This window comes from Streptomyces anatolicus, assembly GCF_019400875.1.
In the GTDB taxonomy this organism is placed as follows: Bacteria; Actinomycetota; Actinomycetes; order Streptomycetales; family Streptomycetaceae; genus Streptomyces; species Streptomyces anatolicus.
This window is the reverse complement of sequence record NZ_WMBF01000180.1, coordinates 1-12,380: the sequence shown is the minus strand read 5'-3', so window position 1 is coordinate 12,380 and position 12,380 is coordinate 1. Positions and strand designations below refer to the sequence as shown.

Here is a 12,380-nt window from a genome sequence, read left to right as displayed (position 1 = left end):
GCCTCGTGGTCATCGCCGTGCCCCTCGGTGGCGGGCCCTTCCGTCGCCGCGTACGTATTGAGCCGCGTTCCGTCGCAGTACACCCACCGCTCGTGGTCGGCGTCGTAGAGCCACAACGATTCGCCCTCGACGACCACGCCCACCCGCAGCCCGTGCGTCCCGCGCCGGAAGGACTCCCCGTCGCCGCCGCCCGCCAGGTCCTCCACCGCACTCCGGTAGCGGCCGAGGGCGTCCTCGGTCCTGGTCAACAGCGGACGCGGGTCCGCCGTGCGGGTCAGGGGGCCGCTCGCGCCCGGTGGATCGCGCGGCACGGCGAGCAGGAGCCGGCCGTCGACCCATGCCGACCAGCCGTTGGCGCACACGATCCGGCCCCAGTCGCCGAGCCGGTCGACCAGCTGCACGGGCAGCAGCGCGTCGAGGGGGGTCGTCGGACGCTCCACGTCGGGCGCCTCCCAGGCGGGCAGTCCGTCCTGGGGAACCACATGGGTGGGGCGGAAGTCCGCGGTGGTCATCGCCGGCGCTCCTACTTCCGCATCACGGCGGGTTCATGGCGGCGCAGCAGCCTGGCGACCACATATCCGAAGACGGCCGACAGGACCACCAGCATCCCCATGTTGAGCAGCCAGACACCCGCGGAGTGCCGGAACAGCGGGTCGGTGGTCAGTTCGCCCGGGACGATCCTGCCGAGGCCGATGGTGCCCGCCATGGCGCCCAGCGCCCAGCGCGAGGGCACCAGCCACGCCAGTTGTTCGACGCCGGGCACACCGTTCAGCTTGAGGAGTGCGCCGCAGAAGACCACCTGGACGATGGCGAGGAAGACGAGCAGCGGCATCGTCACCTCTTCCTTGCGCACCAGCGCCGATACGAGCAGGCCCAGCATCATGGCGGTGAACGCCAGCAGGGCCACCGCGAGGGTGACTTCCACCAGCGGTGGCAGCAACACCCCGTCGCCGCCGGGCGCGTTGAGGTCGACGCCGAGGAGAGCGACGAGGGTCAGCACGACGGCCTGGAGCACCGTGACCGTGCCGAGGACGACGACCTTGGACATCAGATACGCCGATCTGGAGAGCCCCACCGCCCGTTCCCGCCGGTAGATGACGCGTTCCTTGACCAGTTCGCGCACCGCGTTGGCGGCACCGGTCAGGACTCCACCGACGCAGAGGATGAGCAGCGCGTTCATCGCCGTCTCCTGTGTGAGCCGGCTTCCGGCCAGCGCGCGGGCCATGGCGCCCATCACGAACGGCAGGGCGATCATGATGGCGAGGAACGTGCGGTCCGCGCCGAGCGCGGCCGCGTACCGCCGCACCAGCGTGCGCAGTTGGGATCCCCAGCTCTGCGGCTTCGGCGGCGGCGCGAAGGAGCCGGGGGTGGCCGTGCCGTCCTGCGGGAGGGACGTCAGGTACGGCTGCGCGGAGGAGTTGACGATGTAGCGCTGGTGCAGCGGAGAGAGGTGGTAGTCCCGTGCCCAGTCCCGGTCGCGGTCGCCTTCGAAGGCCTCGAACGCCTCCGGCCACTGCGGGAAGCCGAAGAACGGCAGCGCGTCCCGCGGCGGCCCGTAATAGGCGATCTTCCCGCCCGCGGCGAGGACGAGGAGCCGGTCGCACACGTCGAGGCTGAGCACGCTGTGCGTGACGACGATGACCGTGCGGCCGTCGTCGGCGAGGCCGCGCAGCATGTGCATCACCGAGCGGTCCATACCGGGGTCGAGCCCGGACGTGGGCTCGTCGAGGAAGAGCAGCGAGGGCTTGGTGAGCAGTTCGAGTGCGACGCTCACGCGTTTGCGCTGGCCGCCGGAGAGGCTGTGGATGGGCTGGTCGGCGCGTTGTTCCAGGCCGAGTTCGCGGATGACCTCATCGACTCTGGCCCGGCGTTCCGCCCGCTCGGTGTCCTGGGGGAAGCGGAGTTCGGCGGCGTAGCCGAGGGCGCGGCGCACGGTCAGCTGGGCGTGCAGGATGTCGTCCTGTGGTACGAGGCCGATGCGCTGGCGCAGCTCCGCGTAGTCGCGGTAGAGGTCGCGGCCGTCGTAGAGGACGGTGCCGCCGTCCGCGGGGCGCAGCCCGGTGAGGGCGTTGAGCAGGGTGGACTTTCCCGCGCCGCTGGGTCCGACAACGGCCAGCAGGCACTTCTCGCCGACGGGGAACGAGACCTGGTCGAGGAGTGTCCTGCGGCCCCGGTCGACGGTGACCGTCAGGCCCTGGACGTCGAGAGACACCTCGCCCGTGTCGACGTACTCCTGCAGTTGGTCGCCGACGAGGCAGTACGCGCGGTGGCCGACGCCGACGATGTCCCCCGGCGCCAGAGGGGCGCGGTCCACCGGCTGGCCGTTGAGGTAGGTGCCGTTGTGGCTGCCGAGGTCGACGATCTCGTACGTACCGTCCGGGAGGACCCTCAGTTCGGCATGCCGGCGGGAGACGACCAGGTCGTCGATGACCACGTCGTTGTCGTCGGCGCGGCCGATGCGGATGGTGCGGGTGGGCAGCGGGCGCACGGTCGTCGGCTGCCGGAAGGTGCCGGTGGCCGAGGGCGTGCTGACGGAGGAGGGGCGTTCGGGAGCGCGGGGTTCGGGCGGAGTGCGGCCGACGACCACGGCGCGCGGGCCGTCGGTGACGCTGCCGAAGCGGATGACGCTGCCCGGCCCGATTTCCCCCTCCTCGACGCGCCGCCCGTCGGCATACGTTCCGTTGGTGCTGTGCTCGTCCTCGATGGTCCAGTGATCGAGCTCGGCGTGGAGGACGGCGTGATGCCACGAGACGCGGGCGTCGTCGATGACGATGTCGCTCAGCGGGTCGCGGCCCACGTGATAGTCCCGGCTCGGACTCATCACCGTGGAGCCGGTGTCGGTCTCCAGCACGAGTTCGGGCGCAGTCGGCGCCACAGGCCGCTTCCCCATGCCAGAATTCTACCCATTAGCCCGCATCTCCGCCTGAGGTCGCCGCCGGCTGCCTCCACCGGGCCGGTGAGCATGAGTGGTTCGGCAGCTTGCCAGTTGGCCTGACACAGAGGTGAAGCCCCTGGTAGATGGGTTTTCGACCAGTCAGGACTCAAGAAGGCATATTAATAGCACAATATTTGATAAGGAACGAATGAGACGGCCTTTGGCCGCCATCAGTTCGCCGAGAATGCGCTGCGCATCCTCTTGGCTTGCGCCAGGATCGAGCCTCGTCATGTCACCGTAAGCAGCAACCCAATCACGCCAGGCAACTTCTACGTCAGGGAAATGCGAGCCCAAACTGTTGGCCGCCTCAGTCCAACTCTTGCGAATGTCGCGAATTTCTGGCTTGTGCTTGTAATACAACATCAGCACATGGGGGCCTGCGGGATTCTCCATCTCAGGCAACACGTCAACGAACTTGCGCACGTTACGCGTGCTTTCGGTCACACATTCTGCTGCAAGCGCGACTAGCGACAGAGCATGAGGGGCCCCGAGGGAGCGTACTTTCAGCATGCCGGCGAAGAGCGTAGCAGATGCCTTGGACGCCTTCTTTCGATTCATTCTATACAACATAAACGTATAGAACGCTGTCGCTACCATGACAACCACAGGAAGTAGCAGCTCGCTTATCAAGATGCACCTTGATCGTCGAGATCGGCATCCCGTACGAGAAGCGAACGGCCCAGCCTTTTGGCGGCAACTTTCATCTCTTCCACGAGATCCTTACGCGCCGCTGTCACTTCATCAAGCAGAAGTTGCAATTCGCCAGGGAGCCGGGAGTTGCGATCACATGTGTAACCGTCGACCCCCTCCATATATTGCGTCCGGAGGCCATCGAAGCGAAACCATGCGTCACGGACGGCCGGGAAGGTCAGGCCTACTTCCAGGGCAACATCTGTGTGCACCGAAATGGTGCCACGCACGGCGGTGAATATACTCCGCACCTCTTCCTGACTTGGACCGTCACCCGCACTCTCGATTTGCAACTGAATGTACATAAAGCCCGCGATGTGATCGCGTGACGCATTTCGAATAGTGCACATGTGGTCGACAAGCGTGTTGTTGTACTTACTTCTCTTCGCTTCCTCCTCACCTTCGCGCTTCTGCCTGTCTTTCAGGCGCTCCGTGATCACCTCTTTACGCTTTCCCAAGTAGAACACCACGAGAGCCATGCCCCCAGCAATGAGTGCCGCAGCAATGGTGCTGTCCATGCCCTGCCCTCGCGATTCGAAGAGGGGTAGGTGTCGAAAGCTTGGTTACCCCGCGCTGACGGCAGATATGTCCACGGAATTGAAACATCCGGTTACTGCAGGGTGCGCCGGTAATCACCAGGTTGTTGGGCACGCAGGGCGTCCACGGCGATGCGTGCGGTGGTGCCGATCACGGCGTCGACGGCGGGGAGGGTGGCCGCGGGGTTGGCGGCGCGGGTGAAGACCGCGATGGCGTATCGGCCGCCGTCGGGGTATTCGATGACGCCGACCTCGTTGCGGACGGTGGGCAGGGTGCCGGTCTTTCCCGCTACATGGACATCGTCGAAGGGAAAACCGGAGGCCATGCGGTGGGGCCAGACCTGAAGGCCGAGGAGGCGTCGGATCGCGGCGCAGCCTTCCGGGCCGCACGCTTCGTCGCGCCAGACGGAGGCAAGGAGCCGGGTCATGTCGCGAGGAGTGCTGTGGTTGGTGGCGGCGGGATCCAGTGCGCGCAGGCGGGCGATGACGTGGGGGTCGGTCAAGGCGGCCGCGCCGGCCGGACCGGCGTCCTCCCGGAGGGTGGCCTGCATCTGGGCGAAGCTGTGCACCGCGCGGGTGCGGGTGAGGCCGAGCCGGTCGGTGGCGGCGTTGACGGCGTCGAGGCCGATGTGTTCCAGAAGGACTTCGGCGGCGGCGTTGTCGCTGACGGCCATCATGAGGTAGGCGGCGTCCCGCAGGGAGATCCGGACGGGATCGAGCATGGCGGCGATACCGGTAGGCCCGGTGGCCCGGCCGCCGGGTGCGCATTCGACGCGTTCGGTCAGGTCGAGCACTCCCTGTTCGGCCTGCTGGTGGAGGGCGAGGAGCAGGCAGAGCTTGTGGACGCTGGCGGTCACGACGGTCCGGTCGGCGTGTGCGTCGATCTCCGCGCCGCTGTCGATGTCGACGGCGTGCAGCCAGCCGGTGGCGCCGGCGTCGTCGAACGCGGCGCGGATGCGTTGCAGGGCGTGGTTCACAGCGAGAACTCCGAGGCCGGGCGCAGGTGGAGCGGGCGCGGGGACGGTTCGGCGGTCACTCCGGCGGTGCTGTGCAGCGCGCGGGGAGTGGCGTCGGCGAAGGCGCTGGCAGCGGCGTCCTTGCGGCCATGCGGCCAGGCTACCGAGTAGCGCCAGGCGAGTGGGGCGCCTGCCAGGGGGCGCCAGACGACGGCGGAGTCGGGTGAGTCGAGTGCGGGGGCGCGGTCCTGTGGGATGAAGGTGACCGCACGCGCGGAGAGGATCAGTCCGCGTACGAAGCTGTCTCCTTGGCCGTGCCGGACGACATCGGGGGTGTAGCCGTTGCGCGCGCAGGTGGTGAGCAGGTCGTCGTAGAGCGCCGGGGCGTCGGCACGCGGGAAGAGCACCAGGCCGTACCCCGTGAGGGCGGGGAGCGGCACTTCGTCATGGGTGGCAGGCGCGGAGTCGCGCGGCAGCAGCACGCCGAGCTCACGGCGCAGGACCGGGCCCAGGTCCAGTCCGGTCACGTCGCAGGGGTGGTGGATCAGCCCCGCGTCCAGGTCGTGGGAGGCGAGGCGGGCGAGTTGCTCGGCGGTGGACAGCTCGTGGAGTTCCAGCTCGAGTCCGGGATGGCCGTGCTGCAGTTCGGCCAGGATCGCCGCGACGGTCTCCCCGGCGAGGTCGGACGGCACGGCTGCCCGCAGGAGGCCGCTGCGGCCGTCCCTGATCCTGGCCGCGCCGACCAGGAGTGCCTCGGCTCGGGCGAGCAGCGCGCGCGCATCTTCGAGGAGAAGCGTGCCGCTCCGGGTGATGGTGACCTGGCGGCTGCTGCGCTCGAACAGGTGGACGCCCAGCTCTCTCTCCAGGCGCTGAATGCGTTGGGAAAGCGGCGGCTGGGCCATGCCCAGACGCGCTGCGGCGCGGCCGAAATGTCTTTCTTCTGCAACAGCGACGAAGCACCGAACATGCCCGATGAGGTCCACAAGCAGCAATGATATCGAATCAGTATCGCTGTGCGATCGATTCACATATTGGACATGCCGGACCGCCTGGTGCTCCTGTTGGGCCATGCCTCCCCCTCCTCACATGTCAGCGCTGTTCCTGGTGCTCGCGGCTGGTTGGGGCGCCTGCGTCCTCGCGGCCGTGCCCCACCCCAGGCAGCTGTTCCCTCGACGCACAAGGACCCGAGATGCCTGAGACCGAACTCGTACAGACCCCGCGCCGCGGGCGCTCCCGTCTCATACGTCCCGCCATAGCGGCAGCCGTCGCCTGCGCCGTGGCCGCGGGCGGCACGTACGCGACCGAATGGGGGCCGTTCGCCCCCGGCAAACCGGATGCCGCCCCGGAGGCTGTTTCCCAAGCCCGGGCGTTCCTGGCCGACTGGGCGGCGGGGCGCACCGAGCAAGCGGGGGCCCGCACCACAAGACCGGACCGGGCGCGCGACGTTCTGCGCGGCTTCACCACCGGCCTGGACATCAGCAAGCCGGACCTGACCGCAGGCCGGGCGCGCGCGGCGAAGGACGGCACCGTCACCGTCCCCTTCGCGGCGAAGATGCCGGTCACGGGCCTGGGCACCTGGTCCTACGACTCCAATGTCACGGTGCGCCGACAGGACGACGGCTCCTGGAAGGTCGCCTGGTCCCTGCCGCTGGTCCATCCGAGGCTGAGCAGCATCGACAAGTTCCGGCTCAAGCGGGAGGACACCGCCGACCGTCAGGTCACCGACCGCAACGGCGACCCCCTCTCCGCGGACACCAGCCCGTCCCTCAAGCCTCTGCTCACCCAGCTCGCCCAGGCCGGTGAGGGGGGTCCGCGCGGGGCGATCGAGCTCATCGACCGGACGACCGGCGCGGTGAGCGCCACTGAGGTGACCTTCGGCAGCCGATCTGCCCCGCCCAGCAGGCGGCCCGTCCGCACCACCCTCGACCCTGCCTGGCAGACGGCCGCCGACCGGGCCCTGGGCGCCGGAGCCGACGGGAAGGACGCCGCGCTCGTCGCCCTGCGCATCGACGACGGCGAGATCCTCGCCGTGGCCAACTCTCCCGCTTCGGGCTTCAACCGCGCCCTCTCCGGGACCTACGCCCCCGGCTCCACCTGGAAGATCGTCACCACCAGCGCGCTTCTGCTCAAGAACGCCGTCGCGCCACAGGACACCGTCGACTGCCCCAAGTACCTCACCGTCGGCAAGCAGTTCCACAACGTCGAGACTTCCGAGTTCCCCGGCGCCAGCTTCCGCAAGAACTTCACCGAGTCCTGCAACACCGGGTTCATCAGCCTGCGTACCAAGGTCGGCGACAACGAACTGGGCGACGTCGCCCGCACCTACTTCGGCATCGGCCAGAAGTGGAGCGTGGGCATTCCCACCTTCGACGGCGCCGTCCCGGGCCCCGGCGACCAGACGGAGAAGGCCGCCTCGATGATCGGGCAGGGCCGGGTCCTGGGCAATCCGCTGACCATGGCCTCCGTCGCCGCGACCGCCGCCTCCGGCTCCTTCCACCAGCCCACCATCACCACCACCAAGAAGGACACGACCACAACCACCCCGCTGCCCCAGAAGGTGCGTGCCCAACTTCGCTCCCTGATGCGGTCCACGGTCACCGACGGCACGGCCCGAGGACTCAAGGACCTGCCCGGAAACGTCGGCGCCAAGACCGGCACCGCCGAGGTCAGCGAGGACGCCCCCAACAACGGATGGGTCGTCACCACCCGCGGCAACGTGGCCGTGGCCGTCGTGGTCGAAGGCGGCGTGACCGGAGGGAAATCCGCGGTGCCTGTCGCCCGCCACCTGCTCGAAGCAGTCCCGCGGGACCCCGCCTGATGCGCCGTCACGGCACCCCGGCCCCCACAGCACCGCTGCTCGTAAGGCGAACATGACCAACAAGACACTGCGGCACGTCGCCGTCCTCTGCGGGATGACGGCACTCGCCATACTCATCAGGGCGACCTGGATCCAGTTCGTCACCGCCCACGAGCTGGCCGAGCGGCCCGAGAACCGGCGGAACCTCATCGAGGCGTTCAGCCGCCCTCGCGGCGACATCATCGTCGGCGGACGGCCCATCACCGGCTCCGAGCCGAACCCGGGTTCCGACCTCCGCTACAAACGCGTCTACACCGACGGAGCCATGTACGCGCCCATCACCGGCTACCTCTCCCAGGCCCAGGGCGCCACCATGCTCGAAGGCGTCCACCGTGACATCCTCAGCGGCCGCGATCCCCGCCTCCGGAACAACGCCTTCGACGCGCTGACAGGGAAGAAGCCCGCCGGTGGCGACATCGTCACCACCATCAACCCCAAGGCGCAGAAGGCCGCTTACGAAGGGCTCACAGGGCTCGGCCCGAAGGCCAAGGGCGCGGTCGTCGCCCTCGATCCCCGCAGCGGCAAGATCCTGGCCATGGCGAGCACCCCGTCCTACGACCCTTCCGCCTTCGCCGGTGACTCGGCCAAGGACGGGAAGAGGTTCACCCGGCTCGACAAGGACGAGGACAAGCCCCTGAGCAACCGGGCGATCCGGGAGCGCTACCCGCCCGGCTCCACCTTCAAGATCCTGACCGCGGCCGCGGCCCTCGAACACGGCACGGTCGCCGACACCGAGGCCCCTTCCGGTGTCCCGTCCCCCTACCGGCTGCCACAGAGCAACAGGACGGTCGGCAACGTCGTACCCGATGCCCAGTGCGACAAGGTGTCGATGAAGACGGCCCTGCAGTGGTCCTGCAACAACGTGTTCCTGGACGCCGCGCTGCGCACCGGCAACGACCGCATGCGCGAGACCGCCGAGAAGTTCGGCTTCAATCAGGAGCACTTCGTCCCCGTGCGCAGCGCGGCGGGAACGTATCCCGACCGGCTCGACAAGCCGCAGACCGCACTCACCGGCATCGGCCAGGGCAGCCTGAGCAGCACGCCCCTGCAGATGGCCATGGTCACCGCCGGTATCGCCAACAACGGCAAGGTGATGAAGCCCTACCTGGTCGAACGGATCATCGGGCCGGACCTGAACGAGCTGGAGAAAGCCGAGCCTGAGCCCCACGCCCAGGCCGTCTCGGAGAACACCGCCCAAAAGGTGCAGGACATGATGGAACACACCGTCCTCGAGGGCACCGCCGGCCAGGCCCAAATACCCGGAATGACCGTCGGCGGAAAACCGGGAACCGCCGAGCACGGCGTCGATGTCCGCGACGAACGCCCCTACGCCTGGTTCGTCTCGTACGCGAAACAGAGCGACGGCTCCTCACCTGTCGCCGTCGCCGTATTCGTCGACCCCAAGGACATGGACATCTCCGCATCCGAGATCGGCGGCGGCCGGCTTGCCGCGCCTGTCGCCAAAGCAGTGATGAAGGCCGTACTGAATCGATGACCTCGCGGGACCTCGGTGAAGTCTCATGCCAGTGCGTTCACCGCTGCGGTGAACAGGCGTGGCAGGCGTGCGGCCGTAGGCATGATGTGTGGGGCGAGCATGGGTTGTTGGCGGGCCCTGATCAGGAGGTCGGTCAGGAGCCGGTGGCGGCGCGTCGCCCGGCTCCAGTCACTCTCGTAGCGGTGGGGTGTGCCTCGGCGCAGGTTGGCGACCAGTGCTTCGGCGCCGGCGAGGGCGAGGGAGACACCCTCGCCGGTCAGCGCGTCGATGTATCCGGCGGCGTCGCCGACCAGCAGTACCCGCCCGTGGGCGCGGGTGCGGGCTCTCTGACGCAGCGGCCCCGCGCCTCGCACCGCCGTGACGGCCGCCTCCGGGACGAGGCGCGCCGCCAGTTCGGGGAAGCTCTCCAGCTGAGTGGCGAAGGGGGCTCGCCGGGTCGTCAGCAGGGCGACGCCGACGAGTCCCGGGCCGAGCGGGGTCACGTACGCCTCCGCGTGCGCTCCCCAGTGCACCTCGACGTAAGGCGACCAGGGGGGCACCGCGTAATGCCGGCGCAGTCCGTACCGGGGTGTTCCCCGGGGCTTCATCCCCAGCCCGAGGGAGCGGCGTACGGGCGAGTGGAGGCCGTCCGCGGCGACCAGCCACCGGGCGCGCAGGCCTGTGCCGGGGACGGTCACACCTGTGGTGTCCTGTCGTACTTCCTCCACCCGCAGAGGCAGTACGGGCACCCCCGCGTCCAGGACGGCCCGGTGCAGGGCGCTGTGCAGGCCGGTGCGGCGCACACCGAGGCCGGGGCCGTGCCGGAAAGCGGCCTGCACCTGGCGGGACCCTTGGATGTAGCGGATGCCGGTGAGGGGGTGGCCGGGGACCTCAAGACCGAGGGCGGTGAGGGCCCGCACGGCGCTGGGCATCAGCCCCTCGCCGCACGCCTTGTCGACCGGGACCGGGCGTGGCTCGGCGATGACGGTGTCGAGGCCGGCGCGTGCGGCGTGCAGGGCGGTGGCGAGGCCGGCGGGTCCGCCTCCGGCGATCAGCAGGTCGTGGCCGCCGCTCACGCGGGCACCGCTTGGCCGAGGGCCGTGTTCTCGCAACGGATGCGCACGGTGAGCAGCACCGCGTTGGCGACGGAGAACACCGCCGCGGTCAGCCACGCGGAGTGCACCAGCGGCAGGGCGGCGATCTCCATGACGACCGCGACGTAGTTGGGGTGGCGCAGGAAGCGATAGGGCCCGGCACCGACCAGGTGTGCGCCGGGAACGACGATCACCCGGGTGTTCCAGTACGGCCCGAGCGTGGTGACGCACCACCAGCGCAGGGTCTGCGCCAGGAGGACGAGCGCCAGCATGGGCCACCCCAGGGCGGGCAGGAACGGCCGGTCGGCGAGCGCCGGTTCGAGCAGGCAGCACACGAGCAGGCTTAGGTGCAGGACGACCATGGCCGGGTAATGGCCCTGCCCGTGCTCCACACCGCCCCTGGTGAAGGCGCGTGCCGCGTTGCGTCGGGCGACGACCAGTTCGACGAGGCGTTCAACGGCGACGGCGAGTACGAGAAGCGTGAACCAGGTCATGGGCATCACTCACCAGCGCAACAGGACGAGTTCGGAACAGAATCCCGGGCCCATCGCCAGAAGCAGCCCCCACGTGCCGGGCTCGGGCCGACGGGACTCCCGGATGTTCTCCAGGATGTGCAGTACGGAGACGGAGGACATGTTCCCCACCGACGCCAGGGAGCGCCACGTGGGGTCGAGGGCATCGTCGGGCAGGCCGAGGGCGTCGGTGAGCGCGGAGAGGATCCTGGGGCCTCCCGGGTGACATACCCAGGTCCCGATGTCGTCGACGGTGAGGCCGTGTTCGGCCAGGAAGGCACGCAGGTGCCTGCCGAGGTGGTCCCGCACGACGCCGGGGACCGCGGCGTCGATCACGACGCGGAATCCGCAGGCGCCGATGTCCCATCCCAGAAGCTGTTCGGTGTCCGGGTACAGGCGGCTGCGGGTGGCGACGACGGAGGGCCCGGCTGCCTCCGGTTCCGTGCCGCCGTGGGTTGTGCCGCCGCCAGTTGCACTGCCGCGTGCGACGAGCGCTGCCGCACCGTCGCCGAACAGGGCGCCCGCGACAAGGTTGGCGCGGGAGTCGTCGCGCTGCTGGAGCGTCAGCGAGCACAGTTCGACGGTGAGCAGCACAGCGGTGTCGTCGGGGTGCCCGCACAGGTAGTCGTGGACCCGGGCGAGGCCGGCGGCCCCCGCCGCGCAGCCCAGGCCGAAGACAGGGAGTCTTTTGATGTCGGGCCGCAGCCCTATGCGCCCGGCCAGCCGGGCGTCGAGCGACGGAGCGGCGATGCCGGTGATGGAGGCGCACACCAGCAGATCGACGTCCGCCGCGTCCAGGCCTGCCCTCGTCAGCGCGCCGGTAAGGGCCTCCTCGCCCAGCTCGAGACCCACCTTCAGCCACGCGTCGTTGCTCTGCCCGAAGTCGCCGAGGCCGGCGTGCGCCTCGATCGGCAGGGCGAGATGACGCGTGCGTACTCCGGCGGATGCGTGCAGACGGCGCAGGAGGGCACGGTCCGCCCCCGGGGGCAGGCACAGGTCCCCGATCGGCTCGACGAGGTCGTCCTGGGTGTAACGGTGCGGGGGCAGCGCGGTGTGGACGGCGGCGATCGTGGTCGCCGTGGCGGGCGCGGAGGTCCGGACCGGCGCGGCGGACAGGGGGACGACATGGTCAACGATCACGGGGACACGCATGCCGGTAATGCCTCCCGCACGGTCGGCACTGATTACCTTTCCCACGTGTCTCTCCACCCATCTGGAGTTCCCTCCCGTACGACACGCCGCGTTCCGGCGCTGCTGCGCTCTTGTCATCCGGGGCCGGCGCTCGCCGTGACGATCTTCGTGACCGCCCTGGCCGTGGCGGCGGGC

At 69.3% G+C, this 12,380-nt stretch carries 11 protein-coding genes; 2 read left to right on the top strand and 9 right to left on the bottom strand.

Going from position 1 to position 12,380, the window contains the following annotated elements; translation table 11 throughout:
* From GKQ77_RS17635 to GKQ77_RS17610, 6 genes are all read right to left on the bottom strand, one after another.
* A partial coding sequence (locus GKQ77_RS17635) for a hypothetical protein (protein WP_219689740.1) occupies positions 1–512 on the bottom strand: 512 nt, incomplete at its 3' end.
* 11 nt (positions 513–523) lie between these two features.
* Positions 524–2,890, bottom strand: coding sequence for an ABC transporter ATP-binding protein/permease (locus GKQ77_RS17630; protein ID WP_219689739.1), 2,367 nt, complete (start codon positions 2,888–2,890; stop codon positions 524–526).
* Between the two features lie 144 nt (positions 2,891–3,034).
* Positions 3,035–3,493 (bottom strand): hypothetical protein, encoded by a 459-nt coding sequence (locus GKQ77_RS17625; RefSeq protein ID WP_219689738.1) that lies wholly within the window; start codon positions 3,491–3,493, stop codon positions 3,035–3,037.
* A 68-nt stretch (positions 3,494–3,561) separates the two neighbouring features.
* Positions 3,562–4,143 (bottom strand): hypothetical protein, encoded by a 582-nt coding sequence (locus tag GKQ77_RS17620; protein WP_219689737.1) that lies wholly within the window; start codon positions 4,141–4,143, stop codon positions 3,562–3,564.
* 92 nt (positions 4,144–4,235) lie between these two features.
* On the bottom strand, positions 4,236–5,138 hold the full coding sequence (locus GKQ77_RS17615) for a serine hydrolase (protein ID WP_219689736.1): 903 nt from the start codon (positions 5,136–5,138) through the stop codon (positions 4,236–4,238).
* Positions 5,135–6,100: a LysR family transcriptional regulator gene (locus tag GKQ77_RS17610; protein WP_308117698.1), complete on the bottom strand. Its 966-nt coding sequence runs from the start codon at positions 6,098–6,100 to the stop codon at positions 5,135–5,137. Before GKQ77_RS17610 ends, GKQ77_RS17615 begins: the two co-directional genes overlap by 4 nt.
* Before the next feature lie 206 nt (positions 6,101–6,306).
* Between GKQ77_RS17610 and GKQ77_RS17605 the strand changes: the two genes are divergently transcribed.
* Positions 6,307–7,935 (top strand): penicillin-binding transpeptidase domain-containing protein, encoded by a 1,629-nt coding sequence (locus GKQ77_RS17605; RefSeq protein ID WP_219689734.1) that lies wholly within the window; start codon positions 6,307–6,309, stop codon positions 7,933–7,935.
* A gap of 52 nt (positions 7,936–7,987) precedes the next feature.
* Positions 7,988–9,469 carry a peptidoglycan D,D-transpeptidase FtsI family protein gene (locus GKQ77_RS17600; RefSeq protein WP_258021478.1) on the top strand — a complete coding sequence of 494 codons (1,482 nt, stop codon included), beginning with the start codon at positions 7,988–7,990 and terminating at the stop codon, positions 9,467–9,469.
* 23 nt (positions 9,470–9,492) lie between these two features.
* Here GKQ77_RS17600 and GKQ77_RS17595 read toward each other — a convergent pair whose 3' ends face one another.
* From GKQ77_RS17595 to GKQ77_RS17585, 3 genes are read right to left on the bottom strand one after another with little or no spacing between them, the layout of a single operon-like run.
* Positions 9,493–10,524: an NAD(P)/FAD-dependent oxidoreductase gene (locus GKQ77_RS17595; RefSeq protein WP_219689733.1), complete on the bottom strand. Its 1,032-nt coding sequence runs from the start codon at positions 10,522–10,524 to the stop codon at positions 9,493–9,495.
* Positions 10,521–11,036: an isoprenylcysteine carboxyl methyltransferase family protein gene (locus GKQ77_RS17590; RefSeq protein WP_219689732.1), complete on the bottom strand. Its 516-nt coding sequence runs from the start codon at positions 11,034–11,036 to the stop codon at positions 10,521–10,523. Before GKQ77_RS17590 ends, GKQ77_RS17595 begins: the two co-directional genes overlap by 4 nt.
* A gap of 9 nt (positions 11,037–11,045) precedes the next feature.
* Positions 11,046–12,206, bottom strand: coding sequence for a type III polyketide synthase (locus GKQ77_RS17585; RefSeq protein WP_219689731.1), 1,161 nt, complete (start codon positions 12,204–12,206; stop codon positions 11,046–11,048).
* Between the last annotated feature and the right edge of the window lie 174 nt (positions 12,207–12,380).

Coding starts and splice junctions, on each gene's coding strand:
- GKQ77_RS17590 (WP_219689732.1), bottom strand. CDS start 11,036: ATGACCTGGTTCACGCTTCTCGTACTCGCCGTCGCCGTTGAACGCCTC.
- GKQ77_RS17625 (WP_219689738.1), bottom strand. CDS start 3,493: ATGAATCGAAAGAAGGCGTCCAAGGCATCTGCTACGCTCTTCGCCGGC.
- GKQ77_RS17620 (WP_219689737.1), bottom strand. CDS start 4,143: ATGGACAGCACCATTGCTGCGGCACTCATTGCTGGGGGCATGGCTCTC.
- GKQ77_RS17600 (WP_258021478.1), top strand. CDS start 7,988: ATGACCAACAAGACACTGCGGCACGTCGCCGTCCTCTGCGGGATGACG.
- GKQ77_RS17605 (WP_219689734.1), top strand. CDS start 6,307: ATGCCTGAGACCGAACTCGTACAGACCCCGCGCCGCGGGCGCTCCCGT.
- GKQ77_RS17585 (WP_219689731.1), bottom strand. CDS start 12,206: ATGCGTGTCCCCGTGATCGTTGACCATGTCGTCCCCCTGTCCGCCGCG.
- GKQ77_RS17630 (WP_219689739.1), bottom strand. CDS start 2,890: ATGGGGAAGCGGCCTGTGGCGCCGACTGCGCCCGAACTCGTGCTGGAG.